Origin of the sequence: Bordetella saccharivorans (assembly GCF_045862855.1) — a bacterium.
Taxonomy (GTDB): domain Bacteria; phylum Pseudomonadota; class Gammaproteobacteria; order Burkholderiales; family Burkholderiaceae_B; genus Bordetella_A; species Bordetella_A petrii_F.
On sequence record NZ_BAAFZO010000001.1, the window covers coordinates 1,592,675 to 1,613,815 of the forward strand.

The following is a 21,141-nucleotide window of genomic DNA, read 5'->3' on the forward strand; positions in this document are numbered from 1 at the left end:
CGCCTCAGGCCGCCGCCAGCGTGCCGCGCATTTTCTTGAGGGCGGCGGCTTCGATCTGGCGGATGCGTTCGGCCGATACGCCGAATTCCTGGGCCAGTTCCTGCAGTGTGATGCCGCCGTCGTCCTGCAGCCAGCGGGCTTCGATGATGCGCCGCGAACGCGGGTCCAGCGCTTCCAGCGCGTGGTTCAGGCCGGCGCCCTGCAGTTCGTCGTGCGCCCGGCGGTCGAGCACGCGGGTGGGTTCCTGGCGGCAATCGTCGGACAGGTACGCGATGGGCGCGAACGGCTCTTCGTCGTCGTCCTGCTTTTCCAGCGACAGGTCGCGGCCAGACAGGCGCACTTCCATTTCGCTGACATCCTCGCGCCGCACATTCAGTTCCTCCGCGATGCGATCGACCTGTTCGGGGTCGAGCGTATGGCCATCGGGACGCATGCTGCGCAGGTTGAAGAACAGCTTGCGCTGGGCCTTGGTGGTGGCCACCTTGACCATGCGCCAGTTGCGGATGATGAATTCGTGGATCTCGGCCTTGATCCAGTGCACGGCGAACGACACCAGGCGCACGCCGCGTTCCGGGTCGAAGCGCTTGACGGCTTTCATGAGGCCGACATTGCCTTCCTGGATGAGATCGGCGTGCGGCAGGCCGTAGCCCAGGTATTGGCGCGCCACCGAAACAACCAGCCGCAGGTGCGACAGCACCAGTTCACGGGCGGCGTCGAGGTCGTCGCGGTCGCGCAGGCGGCGGGCCAGCTCGGTTTCGCGCTCGGCGGTGAGCACCGGCAGGCGGTTCACAGCCGAAATATAGGCTTCGATAGTGCCGAGCGAGCCTGGATTGGCAATGGCCAACGCCAGGGCGTTGCCGGACAGGGCCAACGAGCTGCTGGGTTGTTTCATGGTTGCGGTCTCCAGGATGGGGGTGGACGACTGTATCAGATTGATGTTAGCACTCTCGTCATGCGAGTGCTAATTCGACTGCTGCACCGCGGCAGAGTTCCCGGCCAAGGGCGGACAAATGCGTCCCTATTTATTTCCTCTCCGGGCTGGCCATGCCCATGTCCGGCAAGGCGCGTGCCGGCCCAGGCCTGCCCCGCGGCACGCCGCTTGCCGGGTGGCTAGAGGGGCACCAAGCCAGCCCTTGACGCGAGGACTTCATATGAACGCATTCGCCAAAGCCACGCACGCGCAGGCCCGCGGAGACGACATTGTCTTCGAACTCGAGACGGGCGGGGTCACGCGCCAGTTCGAGATTTCCGGGGACGCCCTGCGGCGCTATTTCGGCGCCGCCGACGGCACGGGCGCCGAGTTGCTGCGCGCTTTCGAAAATGGGCAGGAAAAAATCCAGGCCCTTGCAAAAAAAACGCAATGGGTACCTTCGGACGGCGTGATCAAGCTGGGGGCCGGGGACTTCGATGACGGCTGAGCCGCCAGCCTACCATCCCAGTTCGCGCAGCCGCTCTTCGGTGGCCTCGCCTTCGGGGCGTATCACCACCGCGCCGCGCGGGTCCATGTAGACCCGATAGCGGGCGCCGTCGAACATGGGCATATAGGCGGCGCTGCCATATTGCACGTCGACGAAAGGCAGCCAGTTCGGGAACACACGTTTGAGCGCGGCCAGGTCGGGCACCGGCCAGTCGGCCAGCGCATGCACCGAACGCGGCGCGGCCTGCTCGCGGGCAATGTCGCTGTGGCGGCCGGACAGGCGCTCGAAGGCATACAGCGGCGGCACGCCGGCCAGCAGCGCGGGCAGCCGCCAGCGCACCACCTTGGCGTCGATCTGCCACTGGTCGCCAGCCAGCGGATACATGCGGGTGCCCAGGCCGGGCGCCTCGGCGGTCAGCTGGAACTGGCCCGGCGCCTGCTCGTGGATCTGCACGCGGGCCACCGGCTCGTCGGTGGTCAGGCGCAGGAACTGCACAAGCGTCAGCGCCAGCATGGCCGACACAGCGGCCAGCGCGACCAGCAGGGCGCCGAACAGGCGCCGCACCGGACGCAGCCGGAACACCCGCCGCCCGGACGCATCGCGCGGGCCGCCGCGGCCGAACAGCAGGGCCAGGCCCGGGACCAGCACGACGCAGGCCGCCACGGCCATCCAGACGAAGGGAGCGAAGCCGTATATCACTCGTGGGCCTCCTTGGACATGCGCGCCGGCGCGATGCGGGCAGCGCGTTCCGGCGCAGGACTACGTGTTGTATTGGTCCGCGTGGAAGCGGATGTGGTCCTGCATGAACGTGGAAATGAAGTAGTAGCCGTGATCGTAGCCTTCGTGACGACGCAGTGTCAGTGGCTGGCCGGCCTGCCGGCAGGCCTGTTCGAACACCTCCGGGTACAACTGCTCGGCCAGGAAGCCATCGGCCAGCCCCTGGTCCACCAGGATGCCGGCAGGAAAGGGCCGTTGCGCGCGCGCCATGAGTTCGCTGGCGTCATGGGCTTTCCAGGCTTCCGTGTCGGCCCCCAGATAGCCGCTGAATGCCTTGTGGCCCCAGGGACAGCGCGTGGGCGCCGCTATGGGCGCAAAGGCCGATACCGAGCGGAACCGCCCGGGATGGCGCAGCGCCAGGACCAGCGCGCCATGCCCGCCCATCGAATGGCCGAATATGCCGGCGCGCCCCGGATCGCCGGGCAGCTCGCCCGTGGCAATGCCATAGAGCTCGCCGGCGACATAGCTTTCCATGCGGTAGTGGGCGCGCCACGGCTCGGCGGTCGCATCCAGGTAGAAGCCGGCGCCGGTGCCGAAGTCCCAGTCATCGTCCTCGCTCGCAATGCCGGCGCCGCGCGGGCTGGTATCGGACGCCACCAGCATCAGGCCGCGCTCGGCGGCCAGGCGCTGGGCGCCGCCCTTGATCATGAAGGTCTCTTCGGTGCAGGTCAGCCCGGCCAGGTAGAACAAGACCGGCACGCGCCCCTGCTCGGCCTGCGGCGGCACGAACACGGAAAACCGCATGGGCAGGCCGATCTCGGTCGACGCATGGCGGTAGAAGCGCTGCCAGCCGCCGAAGCAGCGATGTTGCGAGATCAGTTCCAGGGTTGCCATGACCGTTGCTTTCCCGTTGGCGTTTGAAGACGGCGGCGCGTCAATACAGCACTACGGAACGGATCGACTCGCCGCGCTTCATCAGGTCGAAGCCCTCGTTGATCCGCTCCAGCGGCAAGGTATGGGTGATCAGGTCGTCGATGTTGATCTTGCCGTCCATGTACCAGTCGACGATCTTGGGCACGTCGGTGCGGCCGCGCGCGCCGCCGAACGCCGAGCCCTTCCACTGGCGGCCGGTCACCAGCTGGAACGGCCGGGTGCTGATCTCGGCCCCGGCCTCGGCCACGCCGATGATCACGGACTGGCCCCAGCCTTTATGGCAGCATTCCAGCGCCTGGCGCATGACCTGCGTATTGCCGATGCACTCGAAGGAATAATCGGCGCCGCCGTCCGTCAGCTGGACGATATGGTCGACTACGTTCTCGACTTCCTTCGGGTTGACGAAGTGCGTCATGCCGAACTTGCGGGCCATGGCTTCGCGCTCGGGGTTCAGGTCCACGCCGATGATCTTGTCGGCGCCCACCATCTTGGCTCCCTGGATCACATTCAGGCCGATGCCGCCCAGGCCGAACACCACCACATTGGCGCCGGCCTCGACCTTGGCGGTGAACACCACCGCGCCCACGCCAGTGGTGACGCCGCAGCCGATGTAGCAGATCTTGTCGAACGGCGCGTCCTCGCGGACCTTGGCGACGGCGATCTCCGGCACGACGATGTAGTTCGAAAAAGTGGAGGTGCCCATGTAGTGGAACAGCGGCTTGCCGTCCAGCGAAAAGCGCGACGTGGCATCCGGCATCAGGCCCTTGCCCTGCGTCGTCCGGATGGCCTGGCACAGGTTGGTCTTGCGCGACAGGCAGAATTTGCATTGCCGGCACTCCGGCGTGTAGAGCGGGATGACATGATCCCCCTTTTTGAGGGACGCAACGCCCGGGCCCACGTCGACCACGATGCCGGCGCCTTCATGGCCCAGGATCGCCGGAAACAGGCCTTCCGGGTCGGCGCCCGACAGGGTGTAGTAATCCGTATGGCAAATGCCGGTAGCCTTGACCTCGATCAGGACTTCGCCAGCGCGCGGGCCCTCCAGGTCCACTTCTTCCACAGTCAGCGGTGCACCCGCTTTCCAGGCGATGGCGGCTTTGGTCTTCATGCAGGGCTCTCCTTGAGGTGTTTCCACGGCTATTGCGTTTGCAGTCCCGATGTTAACCTGCATGGGCGACCGGCCCGTGAAGCCACGAAAGGCCCGTCGGCAGTCCAGCGGGCGGCCATTTGCGTACCCGCAACGCTTGACCCTCGACGGTTATGGCACTATTTATATATAGTTGATCGACCCCAACGTTCTTTTGGCTGCGCACGCCTCCCTACTATGGCCCGTCTGCCCCGTTTGTATGCCCCCGGGCTGCCCCAGCTGGTGCAGGCCAATTTTGTCCAGCCGCTGGCCGCCCCTTCGCAGCCGGCCCCCCAGGACATCCTGAACCAGCTGGCAGCGTGGCTGGGCGATTCCGCCCAGCGGCACCGTGTCGCGGTGCACGGCTGGGTGCTGGCCAACGACCGCATCCTGCTGCTGGCCACACCGGCCGACGAAGAGGGACTGCCCCGCCTGATGCAGACCCTGGGCCGCAACCTGGCGGCCCGCCTGCGCGGTGGGCGCGTCTTCGCCGGCCGCTACCGCTCGGCGCTGCTCGAGCCCGGCGTCTGGGTGCTGCCGGCCCTGGTCTGGCTCGAAACCCACCCCGTGCGCAGCGGCGGCGCCCACGACCCCGATTCCTGGCCCTGGTCGTCCGCTGGCAGCCACACCGGCAATACCTCGCCGGCCACGCCGCCTTCGCCGTGGCAGTCCGACCACGCCGATTACTGGGCCTGCGGCAATACGCCTTTCGACCGCCAGGCCAATTACCGCCGCCGCCTGCAGGAAGGGCTGTCGCGCGAGCAAAGCCAGCGCATCGACCAGGCCGTGTCCGGCCAATGGGCGCTGGGCGGCCCGGCCTTCATCGCCAGCCTGGCCCACACCGCCAGCCGCCGAGTGGCTCCGGGGCAGCGCGGTCGGCCCCGCAAGAAGCCGGCCGAACCCACCACCGCCGCCACATCCGCCGAAGGCAACGGCGCCTCCGGCACCTGAACCTCCTCGCCACCCCGCCCTATCCGTGCCTCCCAGCCGGGTCCCGACAGGGCACAATCCGGCAATTTCGCCACAAAAATATAGGGACGCATAACGCGTTTTGGCACCCTACCTGCGAAACCGCGGGCTGTGGATTTCCAAACCGAAAACACAACCCTTTGTTTTTTATTGTTTTTTGATTCGGCCCCAAATATTTGCACCATTATGGTGAAATACAAAATATAGGGACATACCCTGTTTATTTGTATTGCGGCGCCTGCCGTGCCGCAGTATCGTCCTTCCCTTGCACTGCAACATCCCGACGCAGGCCACTGCGGAGCGCGCTATGTCACCTACTTCCCACGATGCTTCCTGTCGCCCCGCCGCGACGCCCGTCGATGCCAGCCGCATCGGCCTGCCGGCGCCGCAGGGCCTTTACAACCCCCAGCAGGAACATGACGCCTGTGGCGTCGGGTTCGTCGCCCATATCAAGGGCCGCAAGAGCCACGCCATCATCCAGCAGGGCCTGAAGATCCTGGAAAACCTGGACCACCGCGGCGCGGTGGGGGCCGACAAGCTCATGGGCGACGGCGCCGGCATCCTGATCCAGATCCCCGACGCGCTGTACCGCGACGAGATGAGCCAGCAAGGGGTGACACTGCCGCCGCCCGGCGAGTACGGCGTGGCCATGGTGTTCCTGCCCAAGGAAACCGCCTCGCGCCTGGCCTGCGAACAGGAACTCGAACGCGCCGTGCGCGCCGAGGGCCAGATCGTGCTGGGCTGGCGCGACGTGCCGGTGGATGTCGACATGCCCATGTCGCCCACGGTGCGGTCGGTCGAGCCCGTCATCCGCCAGCTGTTCATCGGCCGCGGCGCCGACGTCATGGTGCCCGACGCGCTGGAGCGCAAGCTGTACGTCATCCGCAAGACCGCCAGCCACGCCATCCAGGCCATGCGCCTGGCGCACGGCAAGGAGTATTTCGTGCCCTCGGCGTCGGTGCGCACCGTGGTCTACAAGGGCCTGCTGCTGGCCGACCAGGTCGGCCGCTACTACCGCGACCTGGCCGACCCGCGCACCGTGTCGGCCCTGGCCCTGGTGCACCAGCGCTTCTCGACCAACACCTTCCCCGCCTGGCCGCTGGCCCACCCGTACCGGATGATCGCCCACAACGGCGAGATCAACACCGTGAAGGGCAACTTCAACTGGCTGCGCGCCCGCGAAGGCATGATGCAGTCGGCCGTGCTGGGCGACGACCTGAAGAAGCTGTACCCCATCGTCTACGAAGGCCAGTCCGACACCGCCACGTTCGACAACTGCCTCGAACTGCTAGTGAACTCGGGCTATTCGCTGGCCCACGCCATGATGATGATGATCCCGGAAGCCTGGGAACAGCACACCCAAATGGACGAAAGCCGCCGCGCGTTCTATGAATACCATGCGGCCATGATGGAACCCTGGGACGGCCCGGCCGCCGTGGCCTTCACCGACGGCCGCCAGATCGGCGCCACGCTGGACCGCAACGGGCTGCGCCCGGCGCGCTACCTGATCACCGACGACGACATGGTCATCATGGCGTCCGAGGCCGGCACGCTGTCCATTCCCGAGAACCGCATCGTCAAGAAGTGGCGCCTGCAGCCCGGCAAGATGTTCCTGATCGACCTGGAGCAGGGCCGCATCATCGACGACGCCGAGATCAAGCTGCAGCTGTCCAACAGCCGCCCGTACCGCCAGTGGATCGAGCGCCTGCAGATCAAGCTGGAGTCGCTGCCCGCGCCCCGCCAGGCCATGCCGGCCACGCAGTCGTCGGTGTCGCTGCTCGACCGCCAGCAGGCCTTCGGCTGGACCCAGGAAGACTACAAGTTCATCCTGGAGCCGATGGCCGCCACGGGCGAGGAAATCGTCGGCTCGATGGGCAACGACGCGCCGCTGGCCGTGCTGTCGAACCGCGCCAAGCCGTTCTACAACTACTTCCGCCAACTGTTCGCGCAGGTGACCAACCCGCCGATCGACCCGATCCGCGAACAACTGGTGATGTCGCTGGTGTCGTTCATCGGCCCCAAGCCCAACCTGCTGGACATCAACAACGTCAACCCGCCGCTGCGCCTGGAAGTCTCGCAGCCGGTGCTGGATTTCGCCGCCATGGCGCAGATCCGCGACATCGAGCAGGTAACCGGCAAGAAGTTCCGCAGCTATGAGCTGGACATCACCTATCCGGCGGCCTGGGGCTCGGAAGGCATCGAGGCCCGCGTGGCCGCGCTGTGCGCGCGCGCTGTCGACGCGGTGCAAAGCGGCTACAACATCCTGATCGTCTCCGATCGCCTGGTCGACAGCGAACGCGTGGCGATCCCGGCGCTGCTGGCCACGTCGGCGGTCCACCAGCACCTGATCCGCGCCGGCCTGCGCACCAACACCGGCCTGGTGGTCGAGACCGGGTCCGCGCGCGAGGTGCACCATTTCGCGCTGCTGGGCGGCTACGGCGCCGAGGCCATCCATCCGTACCTGGCGCTGGAATCGCTGGGCCGCATGGCCGACCCCGACAAGGCGGTCAAGAACTACATCAAGGCCATCGGCAAGGGCCTGAACAAGGTCATGTCCAAGATGGGCATCTCGACCTACATGTCGTACACCGGCGCGCAGATCTTCGAGGCCGTGGGCCTGCAGCGCGCCCTGGTCGACAAGTATTTCACCGGCACGGCCTCCAACATCGAGGGCATCGGCATTTTCCAAGTGGCCGAGGAAGCGCTGCGCCAACACCGCGCCGCGTTCGGCAACGACCCGGTGCTGGCCAACGACCTGGACGCGGGTGGCGAGTATGCCTTCCGCGTGCGCGGCGAAGAGCACATGTGGACGCCCGATTCCATCGCCAAGCTGCAGCATGCGTCGCGCGCCAACAACTACCGCACGTACAAGGAGTACGCGCAGATCATCAACGACCAGAGCCGCCGCCACATGACGTTGCGCGGCCTGTTCGAGTTCCGCTTCGACCCCTCGCGCGCGATTCCGCTGGAAGATGTCGAGCCCGCCAAGGAAATCGTCAAGCGCTTCGCCACGGGCGCCATGTCGCTCGGCTCCATTTCCACCGAGGCCCACACGGTGCTGGCCGTGGCCATGAACCGCATCGGCGGCAAGTCGAACACGGGCGAGGGCGGCGAGGACGAATTGCGCTACCGCGCCGAGATGCGCAACGGCAAGAGCGGCATCAAGAAAGGCGACACGCTGGCCTCGGTGCTGGGCAGCGAACGCATTGAAGCCGACGTGCCGCTGCAGGCCGGCGATTCGCTGCGCTCGCGCATCAAGCAGGTGGCCTCCGGCCGGTTCGGCGTCACGGCCGAGTACCTGGCCAGCGCCGACCAGATCCAGATCAAGATGGCGCAGGGCGCCAAGCCCGGCGAGGGCGGCCAGCTGCCCGGCCACAAGGTGTCGGAATACATCGCCAAGCTGCGCTATTCGGTGCCGGGCGTGGGCCTGATCTCGCCCCCGCCGCACCACGACATCTATTCCATCGAGGACCTGGCCCAGCTCATCCACGACCTGAAGAACGTCAACAGCAAGGCCTCCATCTCGGTCAAGCTGGTGTCGGAAGTGGGGGTGGGCACGGTGGCCGCCGGCGTGGCCAAGGCCAAGGCCGACCATGTCGTGATCGCCGGCCATGACGGCGGCACCGGCGCCTCGCCCGTGTCGTCCATCAAGCATGTCGGCACGCCGTGGGAACTGGGCCTGGCCGAGACGCAGCAGACCCTGGTGCTGAACCACCTGCGCAGCCGCATCCGCGTGCAGGCCGACGGCCAGATGAAGACCGGCCGCGACGTGGTCATCGGCGCGCTGCTGGGCGCCGATGAATTCGGCTTCGCCACGGCTCCGCTGGTGGTCGAGGGCTGCATCATGATGCGCAAGTGCCATCTGAACACCTGCCCGGTCGGCGTGGCCACGCAAGATCCGGTGCTGCGCCGCAAGTTCCAGGGCAAGCCCGAGCACGTGGTGAACTTCTTCTTCTTCATCGCCGAGGAAGTGCGGGAAATCATGGCCCAGCTGGGCATCCGCAAGTTCGACGACCTGATCGGCCGCGCCGACCTGCTCGACATGCGCGCCGGCATCGACCACTGGAAAGCCCAGGGCCTGGACTTCGGCCGCGTCTTCTACCAGCCGCAGGTCGATACCGAGAAGCGCCAGACCGAGGCGCAGGACCACGGCCTGGCCGGCGCGCTCGACCACCTGCTCATCGAACGCAGCAAGCCCGCGCTGGAGCGCGGCGAAAAGGTGTCGTTCATCACGCCCGTGCGCAACCGCAACCGCACCGTCGGCGCCATGCTGTCCGGCGCGCTGGCGGCGCGCTACGGGCACGACGGGCTGCCGGACGACACCATCCACATCCAGTGCAACGGCACCGCCGGCCAGAGCTTCGGCGCTTTCCTGGCGCACGGCATCACGCTGGACCTGGTGGGCGAAGCCAACGACTACGTCGGCAAGGGCCTGTCGGGCGGACGCATCATCGTGCGTTCCCCCAACGATTTCCGCGGCTTCGGCCCCGACCACATCATCGTCGGCAACACCGTGCTGTACGGCGCCCTGGCCGGCGAGGCGTTCTTCAACGGCGTGGGCGGCGAACGTTTCGCCGTGCGCAATTCGGGCGCGGCCGCCGTGGTGGAAGGCACCGGCGACCATGGCTGCGAATACATGACGGGCGGCACGGTCGTGGTGCTGGGCAGCACCGGCCGCAATTTCGCCGCCGGCATGTCCGGGGGCGTTGCCTACGTGTGGGACCCGGACCGCAGCTTCAAGCACCGTTGCAACATGGCCATGGTGGAACTCGAAGCCATCGCGCCGCATGCCGAGCAACACGCGCAGAACAGCCGCGAAGGCTGGCACAGCGCGCAGCGCGGCGGCGAACGCGAGACCGACGAGGCCATCCTGCGCCGGCTGATCGAGGACCACTTCCGCTATACCGGCAGCTTCCGCGCCCGCGAGATCCTGGGCGACTGGGAAGCCTCGCGCGGCAAGTTCATCAAGGTCATGCCGACGGAATACCGCCGTGCGCTGGGCGAAATGTGGCGTGCAGCCAACCCTGAACAACTGGCTGCCTGAGGATTCGAAATGGGAAAGATCACTGGCTTTATGGAATTCCAGCGGCTGCAGGAAGCCACTGAAGCGCCGCAGAAGCGCCTGAAGAACTGGCGCGAATTCGTGCTGCACCTGACCGACGAGCAATCCATGCAGCAGGCCGCCCGCTGCATGGATTGCGGCATCCCGTTCTGCAACAACGGCTGCCCGGTCAACAACATCATCCCCGACTGGAACGACCTGGTGTACCGCCAGGAATGGCGCCGCGCGCTCGACGTGCTGCATTCCACCAACAACTTCCCGGAGTTCACCGGCCGCATCTGCCCCGCGCCGTGCGAAGCCGCCTGTACGCTCAACATCAACAGCGACGCGGTGGGCATCAAGTCGATCGAGCACGCGATCATCGACAAGGGCTGGTCGGAAGGCTGGGTCGTGCCGCAGGTGCCGGCCCGCAAGACAGGCAAGAAAGTGGCCGTGGTCGGCTCGGGCCCGGCCGGCCTGGCTTGCGCCCAGCAGCTGGCGCGCGCCGGCCATTCGGTGACGGTTTTTGAGAAAAGCGACCGCATCGGCGGCCTGCTGCGCTACGGCATCCCCGATTTCAAGCTCGAGAAATCGCAGATCGACCGCCGCATCGCCCAGATGGAAGCCGAGGGTGTCGAATTCGCGCCGTCCACCTATGTGGGCAACCCGGCCGACCCGGTGGCCGACGGCCTGACCGTGCGCACTCCCGAATCGCTGCTCGCCGAATTCGATGCCGTGGCCATGACCGGCGGCTCGGAAACCCCGCGCGACCTGCCCGTGCCCGGCCGCGAGCTCGACGGCGTCTACTTCGCCATGGACTTCCTGCGCCAGCAGAACAAGGCCGTGGCGGGCGACCGCCTGGTCGGCCAGACGCTGGCCAAGGGCAAGCATGTCGTGGTGATCGGCGGCGGCGACACCGGTTCGGACTGCGTCGGCACCAGCAACCGCCATGGCGCGGCCTCGGTCACGCAGTTCGAATTGATGCCCCGGCCACCCGAAGCGGAAGACAAGCCGCTGGTCTGGCCCTACTGGCCGCTGAAGCTGCGCACGTCCTCCTCGCACGAAGAGGGCTGCGAACGCGACTGGGCCGTCACCACCAAGGCGCTCAAAGGCAGCAACGGCAAGGTCGAGAAGCTGGTGGGGGCGCGCGTCGAATGGTTCAGGGACGAAGCCACCGGCCAGATGAAGATGCGCGAGGTCGAGGGCTCGGAATTCGAGATCCAGGCCGACCTCGTGCTGCTGGCCATGGGCTTCGTGTCGCCGGTTCAGCACGTTCTGGATGCCTTCGGCGTGGATCGCGACGCGCGCGGCAACGTGCGTGCCAACACCGACGATTACCGCACCAGCGTGGACAAGGTGTTCGCCGCCGGCGACATGCGCCGCGGACAGTCGCTGGTGGTGTGGGCCATCCGCGAGGGCCGCCAGTGCGCCCGCGCGGTCGACGAGTTCCTCATGGGGTCCAGCGAACTGCCGCGCTGAACCCGCCCGGCCGGGTCTTGGCCGAGACGCCAGGTTTCTTGCGAAACCTGGCGTTTTATTTTGCGTTCGTGTCGCCGCAATGTTGCGCGATCTATACGCGAATCATAAATAACCCTCCTGCTGACATGGATCAAACCGGTTGCCCGGGCGGCCTGCGATCCTCTCGCTTCCCTGTACTCGTAGGAGCGTTCCATGTCAGTGATCCGTACCGTCGCCGCCGCCACGCTGTGCGCCGCCAGCCTGGCCGGCCCCGCCCATGCCCACGAAGCGGGCGACTGGCTGCTCAAGCTGGGCGTCACGCAGGTCAAGCCCAAGTCGGACAACGGCAGCGTGCTGGGCGGCAGCGTCGGCCTGGACGTCAGCAGCAACGTCCGTCCCAGCTTCAGCGTGACCTACATGGCCACCCGGCACGTCGGCATCGAGCTGCTCGGCGCCTGGCCGTTCCAGCACGATATCCGGGGCAGCGGCGGCCTGGGCAAGATCGGCGCCACCAAGCACCTGCCTCCCACGCTCAGCCTGCAGTGGCATTTCCTGCCGGACAGCACGGTGCAGCCTTATGTCGGCGTGGGCGTGAACTACACCCATTTCTTCGACACACAGGCGCGCGGTCCGCTCAGCGGGTCAGACCTGGACCTGGGCGACTCCTGGGGCCTGGCCGGCCAGCTTGGCGTGGACGTCAAGCTCAGCGACAACTGGTTCATGAACGTCGACCTGCGCTATATCGACATTTCGTCCAAGGTGAAGCTCGACGGCCAGCGCATCGGCACGGCGCGCATCGACCCCTGGGTGGCCACCGTGGGCGTGGGCTATCGCTTCTGAAGCGCGGCCTCGCCGCCCGGCGGCCGTGCCTGCGCGTCCAGCTCCGCGCGCAGCGCATCCAGGGCGGGCGACTGGTGCCCGCGGCGCCACGCCAGCATGGTGCGCGCCTCGGTGAATGGCGGCGGCAGGGCACTGACCCGCACCGACCCCTCGGCGCGCAGCACCCCCAGCACCGAACGTGGCACGATCGCCACCCCCGCGCCCGCCGCCACACAAGCCACGATCGCATGGTACGAGGCAAAATCCATCACCCGGCCGGGTGCGATGCCTTCCCGGGCCAGCCAGGCCTCCAGGATGCGCCGGTATGAACAACCGGCGCTGAACGCGATCAGCGTCGCGCCGCGCAAGTCGCGCGCATCCGCCACCAGCGGGCCGGCCAACGGCGATATCACCGCCAGGGTCTCGGTAAAGGCCGGCACGGCCTGCAGGCCATCGTCGGCATACGGCTCGGCCACGAACGCCGCCTCGAGGTCGCCAGCCAGCACCTGGTTGACCAGCGCCGCGCTAGTGCCGGACACCAATTCCATGCTGACGCGCGGCCAGGCAGCGTGATAAGCGGCCAGAATGGGCGGCAAGCGCGCGGCGGCCGTGCTTTCCATGGTGCCGAGCCGCAGCGTGCCGCGCGGCGCGCCTTCCTGCAGCGCGGCGCGCGCTTCATCGGACAGGCGCAGCAAGCGGTCGGCGTAATCCAGCAGCAGGCGCCCCTGGGCCGACAACACCAGCCGGCGATTGTGCCGCTGGAACAGCGTGGCGCCCAGCGCCGATTCCAACTGGCGCAGGCGGGTCGACACGTTGGATTGCACGCGGTTCAAGTGCGCGGCCGCCCGCGCGATCCCGCCGCGCTCGGCCACAGCCTTGAATATCTGCAGGGCATCGAGATCCAAGTTTCTCATTTCAAGAACTCATATTCTGAATAATTCACTATTAAAGATAATCATACGCGCCTAGACTGGCGCCATGTCAGTCTCGCTTGTTTCCCGCGCGCCCACCCCGATTCTCCTGGCCTGGCCGGGCCTGGCCGCGCTGGCCGTCGCCATGGGCATCGGCCGCTTCGCTTTCACGCCGATCTGGCCGCTGATGGCCCAGGAGGCCGGCCTGGGGCTGGCCCAGGGCGGCTGGCTGGCGTCGGCCAACTACGCCGGCTATCTGGCCGGCGCGCTGGCCGCGGTGGCGTTTCCCGTACGTCGGGTAAGCGCCGGCCTGCTGGGCAGCCTGGCCGCGGTGGTGCTGCTGACGCTGGGCATGGCGGTGCTGGACGGCATGGCGGCGTGGCTGGCGCTGCGGCTTGCGGCCGGCTACGCCAGCGCCTGGGCCTTCATCTGCGTAGCGGCATGGCGCCCGGTGCCGCCCGGCGCCCCCGGCGAGGCCCGCATCCTGAACTGGACATACTGCGGCGTGGGCGTCGGCATTGCCGCCAGCGGCCTGGCCTGCCTGGCCCTGATGCGGGCGGGCGCAGGGGCGGGCCTGAACTGGCTGGCGCTGGGCGGGCTGGCGGGCGCGGCCACGCTGGCGGTGGCCGTGGCATTGCGGCGCCGGCCGGCGGTGGCGGTGGCGCCCGCCGCGACCACTGCGCAGCCGGCCCTCCCGGCCGGCGAACGGCGCGACATCCGCTGGCTGACCCTGCACTATGGGCTGTTCGGCATGGGCTATATCGTGCCCGCGACGTTCCTGCCGGCCATGGCGCAGGCGCGGGTCGCCGACCCCGCCGTATTCGGCTGGGTGTGGCCATGTTTCGGCGCCGCGGCCGCGGCGTCCTGCCTGATCGCGCCGCGCCTGGCGCGCGGCGGCGACGAGCGGCGCACCTGGCGCGCCGCCCAGTTGCTGATGGCGGCCGGCATGGCGGCCCCGGCGCTGCGCGACTCGCTGGGCGCGATCGCCCTGGCCGCATTGCTGGTGGGCGGCACCTTCGTGGTGATCACCCAGGCGGGCATGCAGGCCGCGCGGCGCAGCGCCGGCGCCAGCGCGGCCCGCGCGGCGGCGGCCATGACGGCGGCGTTCGCCCTGGGCCAGATCCTCGGGCCGCTGGCCGCGGCCTGGGCGGGCCGGCTCGGCGTGGACCTGGCCACGGTGCTGGGCGCCAGCGCCGCGCTGCTGGCGCTGGCCGCATTGGCCATTCCGCAACGGGCATAATGGCAGGTTCCGCGCTATATCGAAAAGAGGAGTCCGCGCATGAAACCGCTACGCCCCCTGCTGGCTGGCCTGCTGGCCGCCGCCGCCCTGGCCGGCACCGCCGCCCACGCCCAGGATGCCGGCAGCTGGCCCAGCAAGCCCATCACGCTGATCGTGCCCTACGCCCCTGGCGGCTTCGCCGATACCCGCGTGCGCCTGTTGGCGCGCAAGCTGGCCGATTCGCTCAAGCAGAGCGTGGTGGTCGAGAACAAGGCCGGCGCCGGCGGGGTGATCGGCACCAACCTGATCGCCAAGGCCGCTCCTGACGGCTATACGATCGGCACCGGCAACCTGGCGCCGATGGCCGTCAACCCCACGCTGATGCCCGACATCCCCTATGACGCGACCAAGGACCTGGCCCCCGTCATCCTGATCGAGAACAGCCCGCTGGTCCTGAGCGTCAACAATTCCCTGCCGGTCAAGAACCTGCAGGAACTGATCGCCCTGGCCAAGAAAGAGCCCGGGAAACTGACCTTCGGCTCCTCCGGCGTGGGTGGCGCCCACCACCTGTCGGGCGAGATGTTCCGCGAGCAGGCCGGCATCGACATCGTGCATGTACCGTACAAGGGCGGCAGCCTGGCGGCCACCGACCTGATGGGCGGCCATATTTCCATGATGTTCGAAATGGGCTATTCGGCCCTGCCGGCCATACGCGGCAACAAGATCCATCCCATTGCCGTGACCTCCGCCAAGCGGCTGGACGTCCTGCCCGAAGTGCCCACCCTGGCCGAAGCGGGCCTGCCCGGCTTCGAGTCCTACAACTGGCAAGGCATCGTGGCGCCGGCCGGCACCCCCGCGCCCATCATCGCCCGGCTCAACAGCGAGTTCAACCGCATCCTGCAGGACGCGGAAGTGCAGAAGGCCATCGCCGACACCGGCAGCCAGGCCGGGGGCGGCACCCCCGAGGAATTCGGCGCCTTCATTGCCAGCGAGACCCGCAAATGGGCCGAAGTCATCAAAAAAGGCAACATTACGCTGCAATAACGCGGTAAATACGCCGTCGGGCAGGCTGGCCGCTACACGCTACAATGGCCGTCGCCATGGGGGCCAGCCTCTTGCCGGCCCCCTCAACCCCCCGCTGCCTATGCCCGTTCAAACTCGCAACAGCCCGGACTACGCCCTGTCCCTGGACAGGGTTTCGCTAGGCTATGGCGATTTCACGGTATTGCAGGACATCACCATGGAAGTCCGACCTGGGCAGGTCGTGGCCGTCATGGGCGGCTCCGGCTCGGGCAAGACCACCCTGTTGCGGGCGGCTACCGGCCAGTTGCAGGCCCTGCGGGGCCAGGTGCGGGCATTCGGCACCGACCTCGGCCAGGTCGACGGCGACGGCCTGCGGGCGCTGCGCAAGCGCATGGGCGTGCTGTTCCAGCAAGGCGCGCTGTTCACCGACCTGAACGTCTTCGAGAACGTCGCGTTCCCGCTGCGCGAGCATACGCGGCAGCCCGAGGCGGAACTCACCGCGCGCGTGCTCGACACCCTCGACGCGGTCGGCCTGCGAGCCGCCGCCCACTTGCGGGTGGCGGAAATCTCCGGCGGCATGGCGCGCCGCGTGGCGCTGGCGCGCGCGGTGGTGCTGGAGCCCGAACTCATTCTCTACGACGAGCCCTTCGCCGGCCTGGACCCCATCTCGATGGGCATCACCGCGCGCCTGATCCGCGACCTGGCGGACCGGCTGCATTGCGCCTCGGTGCTCATCACCCACGACGTGCAGGAATCGTTCGCCATCGCCGACCAGGTATATCTGGTCGGCCAGGGCCGGCTGGTGGCCGCGGGCACGCCGCAGACGCTGTCCGAATCGCAAGATCCCTACGTGCGGCAATTCCTGCGCGGCGAACCCGACGGTCCAGTGGCTTTCCAGTACCCCGACACCCCGGCCTTCCAGGCCTGGCTGGCGCGGCAACAAGGACGCAAATCATGAGCGGGCCGACCCAGGCTCTCGCCGCATTGGGCCGCTGGGTGCGCACCCAGGTCAGCGGCGTGGGCTTCTTCACCCGGTTCCTGGGCGCGCTGCTGGCGCGCAGCGGCATCGCCGTGTCGCGGCCTGGGCTGGTGTCGCAGCAAGTACACTTCATCGGTAACTATTCCCTGCTGATCATCGCCGTATCCGGCATGTTCGTCGGCTTCGTGCTTGGCCTGCAGGGCTATTACACGCTCAACCGCTACGGCTCCGAGGAGGCCCTCGGGCTGCTGGTGGCGCTGTCGCTGGTGCGCGAACTCGGCCCGGTCGTCACGGCCCTGCTGTTCGCCGGCCGCGCCGGCACGTCGCTGACGGCCGAAATCGGCCTCATGAAGGCCGGCGAACAACTCGCCGCCATGGAGGTCATGGCGGTCGATCCCATGCGGCGGGTGCTGGTGCCGCGCTTCTGGGGCGGCATCATCGCCATGCCGGTGCTGGCGGCGGTGTTCTCCATGGTAGGCATCCTGGGCGGCTGGATCGTCGGCGTGCTGCTCATCGGCGTGGACGCCGGCGCGTTCTGGTCGCAGATGCAAAGCGGCGTGGACGTCTGGGACGACGTGGCCAACGGCGTGCTCAAGAGCCTGGTGTTCGGCGTCACCATCACCCTGGTGGCGCTCTACGAGGGCTGGCAGGCGCGCCCCACGCCCGAAGGGGTGGCCCGCGCCACGACGCGCACCGTCGTGGTGGGCTCGCTGGCCGTGCTGGGCCTGGACTTCCTCCTGACCGCCCTGATGTTTGGCAATTGATACGGATTCATCATGTCACGCGAAAAAACCGATTTCTGGGTAGGGCTCTTCGTGTTGCTGGGCGCGGCCGCGCTGGTGTTCCTGGCCTTGCGGGCCGGCAATCTCAGCAGCTTCTCGTTTGCGCCCACCTACACCTTGACGGCCAATTTCGACAACATCGGCGGCCTCAAGGCGCGCGCCCCGGTCAAGAGCGCCGGCGTGGTGGTGGGCCGGGTCAGCAACATCAGTTTCGACGACAAGGTCTTCCAGGCGGTGGTCACGCTCGACCTCGAGGAAGGCTACCAGTTCCCCAAGGACTCCTCGGCATCCATCCTCACCTCCGGGCTGCTGGGCGAGCAGTATGTGGGGCTGTCCGCCGGCAGCGAAGAGGAGAACTTTGCCGACGGCGGCAAAATCCGCTATACCCAGAGCGCGGTCGTGCTGGAACAGCTCATCAGCCAATTCCTCTACGGCACCGCGGAAAAACAGGGCACCACGCCGGGGAATTGACGGCGCGCCGCGCGGGCTCGGGGATAATCTCCGGGCTCGTCCCGAGCGCCATCCACGGCATCCAGTGAACCACCAGAACCTTACGACCCCGGGGCCGACCCCACCATGAAGACGCCTACCTACGTTCGATTCGCCTCCGCCCTGGCCGTGTGCGCCGTGACCGCGGGCTGCGCCGCGCCCGGCAACCCCGATCCGCGCGACCCCTGGGAAGGTTTCAACCGGGGCGTCTACAAGTTCAACGACACCGTCGACCGCGCCCTGTTCAAACCGGTCGCCCAGGCCTATACCTACATCACGCCGCAGCCGGTGCGCAGCTGCGTGCACAACATGTTCAGCAACGTGGGCGACCTCTGGTCGGCCACCAACAGCTTCCTGCAGGGTCGCGGCCACGATTTCGTCAACACCCTGGGACGCTTCCTGTTCAACACGACCATGGGGGTGGGCGGCTGCTTCGACGTCGCCTCGGCCAACGGCGCGCGCCGGATTCCCAACGACTTCGGCACCACCCTGGGCGTGTGGGGCTTCGGCCAGGGCCCCTACCTGGTGCTGCCGCTGTTCGGCGCCAGCTCGGTACGCGACGGCATCGGCCTGATCGGCGACTGGCAGGGTGGTATCGTCACCTATTCCAGCCCGGGCGCCATCGACAATATCCGCTGGCGCAACTCGCTGTGGGGCCTGGATGTCGTCGACACCCGCGCCAGCCTGCTCGACACCACCGACATGGTCGACCGCGTCGCGCTCGATCCCTACAGCTTCATCCGCGACGCCTACCTGCAGCGTCGGGCGGCCATGGTGCGCGGCACGGCGGGCGACGAAGAAAGCCTGCCCGATTACAGCGACGACGAGGGCGACGCGTCCACGCCCGCCCCGGCCCAGCCGGCCGCTCCCGCCTCCAGCCAGTAAGGGCGCGGCCTCATTCAGCAAGGAGTTCTCATGCGGTTTCCTGTCTATTCCGTGTTGCAGCGCCTGTTCTTCGCCGCGGCGCTCGGCCTGATGGCCGCCGCCGGCGCCCAGGCCAAGCCCGACCCCAATGGCGCCCCGGACAAGTTCGTGCTGGACGCCGCCAACGAGGCACTGGCCGCCATCAAGGCCGACGGCCAGCTGCGCGCCGGCGACCTGAACCGCATCAACCAGGCGGTCGACACCTACATCCTGCCGTACGTCAATTTCCGCAAGACCACCCAGCTGGCGGCCGGCCGCTACTGGCGCCAGGCCACGCCGCAACAGCGCGACGCGCTGGCCGACGCCTTCCGCGGCACCCTGATCCGCACCTACAGCGGCGCGCTGACCAGCGTGAACCAGAACACCACCATCAAGCTGCTGCCGTTCCGCGGCGACCCCAACGCCGACGACGTGGTGGTGCGCAGCCTGATCACGCAGGCCAACGGCCAGCCGGTCCAGGTGGATTACCGGCTCGAAAAAGACCCCGCGCAAGGCTGGCGCATCTACGACATGAACGTCGAGGGCATCTGGCTGATCCAGAACTACCGCAACCAGTTCGCCCAGCAGATCAACCAATCGGGCATCGATGGCCTGATCCAGGCGCTCAACCAGCGCAACCAGTAAGCCAGCAGGCGGCGCGCCCCCGGGCCACCGGGAGGCGCGCCGCCTTTTATAATGGGTGATTCGCTCTTTACCGGAGCCTCGCCGCTACCATGTCCGCCGTCAGCCTAGAACACGTTTCCAAGATCTATCCGCCGCGCCTGCCCGGCTGGAAAAAGCTGCTCGGACACACCGCCGGACCAGGCTTCCAGGCCTTGAACGACGTCAGCCTGACCATCGAGCCGGGCGAGTTCTTCGGGCTGCTGGGCCCCAACGGCGCGGGCAAGACCACCCTGATCTCCATCCTGGCCGGCCTGGCGCGCGCCTCCAGCGGCCGGGCCAGCGTCTGTGGCTACGATGTGGCCGCCGACTACAAGGCCGCCCGGCGCGCCCTGGGCGTGGTGCCGCAGGAACTGGTCTACGACCCGTTCTTCACCGTGCGCGAAACCCTGCGCATCCAGTCCGGCTATTTCGGTCTGCGCAAGAACGACGACTGGATCGACGAGATCCTGTTCAACCTCGGCCTGGCCGACAAGGCCAATTCCAATATGCGCGCCCTGTCGGGCGGCATGAAGCGGCGCGTGCTGGTGGCCCAGGCGCTGGTGCACCGCCCGCCCGTCATCGTGCTCGACGAGCCCACCGCCGGCGTAGACGTCGACCTGCGCCGCACGCTATGGGAATTCATCTCGCGCCTGAACAAGGCCGGCCACACCATCATGCTGACCACCCACTACCTGGAAGAAGCCGAAGCCCTGTGCGGCCGCATCGCCATGCTCAAGGGCGGCCGCATCGTCGCGCTGGACACCACCCAGGCGCTGTTGGCGCGGGTGGGCGGGGTCGACCTCGAAGACGCCTTCGTGCGCATCATGCACCGCGACGACACCCCCGTGGCCGACCTGCAACCCGAAGAGGTCTCGTCGTGACGCCGCCCCTGACCCCCACCTCCCAACCGCTGGTGCAGCCCCGCCTGGACGCCGGGTCGGGCTTTCCCACGCTGTTGCGCAAGGAACTGCTGCGCTTCTGGAAAGTCGCCTTCCAGACCATTGCCGCGCCGGTGGTCACCGCGCTGCTGTACCTGCTGGTGTTCGCCCAGGTGCTGGAAGGCCGCGTCATGGTGTACGGCACCGTGCCATACACCGCGTTCCTGATTCCCGGGCTGATGATGATGAGCATGCTGCAGAATGCCTTCGCCAACCCGTCGTCTTCGCTGATCCAGAGCCGCATCACCGGCAACCTGGTATTCGTGCTGCTGCCGCCGCTGTCGCACCGCGAAATCTTCTCGGCCTACCTGCTGGCCGCGGTGGCGCGCGGCTTGGCGGTGGGCGCCTGTGTGTGGCTGGTGGCCATCTGCTTCACGCCGCTGCCGCCCGCCCACCCCCTGTGGATCATCGCCTTCGCCGTCCTGGCCTGCGGCATCATGGGCGCGCTGGGCCTGATCGCGGGCCTCTGGTCGGAGAAGTTCGACCAGTTGGCGGTGTTCCAGAATTTCCTGATCATGCCGGCCACGTTCCTGTCCGGCGTGTTCTATTCCATTCACACGCTGCCGCCGTTCTGGCAGGCCGTATCGCACTGGAACCCCATCTTCTACACTATCGACGGCTTCCGCTACGGCTTTTTCTCCGTGTCGGACGTCTCGCCGTGGCGCAGCCTGGCGGTAGTGGCCGGGGTATTCGTCGTCCTGGCGATCACCACGATGCGCTTGCTGGCCAGCGGCTACAAACTCAGGAATTGAC

Annotated in this window: 19 protein-coding genes; 14 read left to right on the top strand and 5 right to left on the bottom strand. The window is 67.6% G+C overall.

The window, feature by feature from the left end; all coding sequences use genetic code 11:
- Positions 1–4 precede the first annotated feature (4 nt).
- The gene (rpoH, locus tag ACKTT0_RS07630) at positions 5–892 is read right to left on the bottom strand and encodes an RNA polymerase sigma factor RpoH (RefSeq protein ID WP_407849351.1); all 888 of its coding nucleotides are present in this window, start codon (positions 890–892) and stop codon (positions 5–7) included.
- A gap of 259 nt (positions 893–1,151) precedes the next feature.
- Between rpoH and ACKTT0_RS07635 the strand changes: the two genes are divergently transcribed.
- A complete protein-coding gene (locus tag ACKTT0_RS07635) occupies positions 1,152–1,418 on the top strand; it encodes a DUF1488 family protein (protein ID WP_407849352.1) in 267 nt (88 codons plus the stop codon).
- A 9-nt stretch (positions 1,419–1,427) separates the two neighbouring features.
- Here ACKTT0_RS07635 and ACKTT0_RS07640 read toward each other — a convergent pair whose 3' ends face one another.
- From ACKTT0_RS07640 to ACKTT0_RS07650, 3 genes are read right to left on the bottom strand one after another with little or no spacing between them, the layout of a single operon-like run.
- Positions 1,428–2,117: a hypothetical protein gene (locus ACKTT0_RS07640; RefSeq protein ID WP_407849353.1), complete on the bottom strand. Its 690-nt coding sequence runs from the start codon at positions 2,115–2,117 to the stop codon at positions 1,428–1,430.
- 60 nt (positions 2,118–2,177) lie between these two features.
- Positions 2,178–3,029, bottom strand: a complete 852-nt coding sequence (gene fghA / locus ACKTT0_RS07645; protein ID WP_407849354.1) for an S-formylglutathione hydrolase — start codon at positions 3,027–3,029, stop codon at positions 2,178–2,180.
- Between the two features lie 40 nt (positions 3,030–3,069).
- Complete coding sequence (locus tag ACKTT0_RS07650) at positions 3,070–4,176, bottom strand: S-(hydroxymethyl)glutathione dehydrogenase/class III alcohol dehydrogenase (RefSeq protein ID WP_028353717.1); 1,107 nt, start codon at positions 4,174–4,176, stop codon at positions 3,070–3,072.
- Between the two features lie 216 nt (positions 4,177–4,392).
- Between ACKTT0_RS07650 and ACKTT0_RS07655 the strand changes: the two genes are divergently transcribed.
- The 4 genes from ACKTT0_RS07655 (at position 4,393) to ACKTT0_RS07670 (ending at position 12,502) form a co-directional block, all read left to right on the top strand.
- A complete protein-coding gene (locus tag ACKTT0_RS07655) occupies positions 4,393–5,145 on the top strand; it encodes a transposase (protein ID WP_407849355.1) in 753 nt (250 codons plus the stop codon).
- 325 nt (positions 5,146–5,470) lie between these two features.
- Complete coding sequence (locus ACKTT0_RS07660; RefSeq protein WP_407849356.1) at positions 5,471–10,207, top strand: glutamate synthase-related protein; 4,737 nt, start codon at positions 5,471–5,473, stop codon at positions 10,205–10,207.
- Positions 10,208–10,216: 9 nt separating this feature from the next.
- On the top strand, positions 10,217–11,683 hold the full coding sequence (locus ACKTT0_RS07665; RefSeq protein WP_407849357.1) for a glutamate synthase subunit beta: 1,467 nt from the start codon (positions 10,217–10,219) through the stop codon (positions 11,681–11,683).
- 192 nt (positions 11,684–11,875) lie between these two features.
- On the top strand, positions 11,876–12,502 hold the full coding sequence (locus tag ACKTT0_RS07670) for an OmpW/AlkL family protein (RefSeq protein ID WP_407849358.1): 627 nt from the start codon (positions 11,876–11,878) through the stop codon (positions 12,500–12,502).
- Here ACKTT0_RS07670 and ACKTT0_RS07675 read toward each other — a convergent pair.
- Positions 12,490–13,395 carry a LysR family transcriptional regulator gene (locus ACKTT0_RS07675; protein WP_407849359.1) on the bottom strand — a complete coding sequence of 302 codons (906 nt, stop codon included), beginning with the start codon at positions 13,393–13,395 and terminating at the stop codon, positions 12,490–12,492. The genes ACKTT0_RS07670 and ACKTT0_RS07675 overlap by 13 nt on opposite strands.
- A gap of 64 nt (positions 13,396–13,459) precedes the next feature.
- Between ACKTT0_RS07675 and ACKTT0_RS07680 the strand changes: the two genes are divergently transcribed.
- The 9 genes from ACKTT0_RS07680 (at position 13,460) to ACKTT0_RS07720 (ending at position 21,140) form a co-directional block, all read left to right on the top strand.
- Positions 13,460–14,632 carry a YbfB/YjiJ family MFS transporter gene (locus ACKTT0_RS07680; protein ID WP_407849360.1) on the top strand — a complete coding sequence of 391 codons (1,173 nt, stop codon included), beginning with the start codon at positions 13,460–13,462 and terminating at the stop codon, positions 14,630–14,632.
- A 39-nt stretch (positions 14,633–14,671) separates the two neighbouring features.
- Positions 14,672–15,655: a Bug family tripartite tricarboxylate transporter substrate binding protein gene (locus ACKTT0_RS07685; RefSeq protein ID WP_407849361.1), complete on the top strand. Its 984-nt coding sequence runs from the start codon at positions 14,672–14,674 to the stop codon at positions 15,653–15,655.
- Between the two features lie 100 nt (positions 15,656–15,755).
- A complete protein-coding gene (locus tag ACKTT0_RS07690) occupies positions 15,756–16,592 on the top strand; it encodes an ABC transporter ATP-binding protein (protein ID WP_407849362.1) in 837 nt (278 codons plus the stop codon).
- Positions 16,589–17,377: a lipid asymmetry maintenance ABC transporter permease subunit MlaE gene (mlaE, locus tag ACKTT0_RS07695; RefSeq protein ID WP_407849363.1), complete on the top strand. Its 789-nt coding sequence runs from the start codon at positions 16,589–16,591 to the stop codon at positions 17,375–17,377. Before ACKTT0_RS07690 ends, mlaE begins: the two co-directional genes overlap by 4 nt.
- A 12-nt stretch (positions 17,378–17,389) precedes the next feature.
- Positions 17,390–17,866, top strand: coding sequence for an outer membrane lipid asymmetry maintenance protein MlaD (gene mlaD / locus ACKTT0_RS07700; protein ID WP_407849364.1), 477 nt, complete (start codon positions 17,390–17,392; stop codon positions 17,864–17,866).
- 105 nt (positions 17,867–17,971) lie between these two features.
- Positions 17,972–18,769, top strand: coding sequence for an MlaA family lipoprotein (locus ACKTT0_RS07705; protein ID WP_407849365.1), 798 nt, complete (start codon positions 17,972–17,974; stop codon positions 18,767–18,769).
- Between the two features lie 30 nt (positions 18,770–18,799).
- Positions 18,800–19,432: an MlaC/ttg2D family ABC transporter substrate-binding protein gene (locus ACKTT0_RS07710; protein ID WP_407849366.1), complete on the top strand. Its 633-nt coding sequence runs from the start codon at positions 18,800–18,802 to the stop codon at positions 19,430–19,432.
- An 89-nt stretch (positions 19,433–19,521) separates the two neighbouring features.
- On the top strand, positions 19,522–20,331 hold the full coding sequence (locus ACKTT0_RS07715) for an ABC transporter ATP-binding protein (protein WP_407849367.1): 810 nt from the start codon (positions 19,522–19,524) through the stop codon (positions 20,329–20,331).
- Positions 20,328–21,140, top strand: coding sequence for an ABC transporter permease (locus ACKTT0_RS07720; protein ID WP_407849368.1), 813 nt, complete (start codon positions 20,328–20,330; stop codon positions 21,138–21,140). The genes ACKTT0_RS07715 and ACKTT0_RS07720 overlap by 4 nt, the downstream gene beginning before the upstream one ends.
- Position 21,141 lies beyond the last annotated feature (1 nt).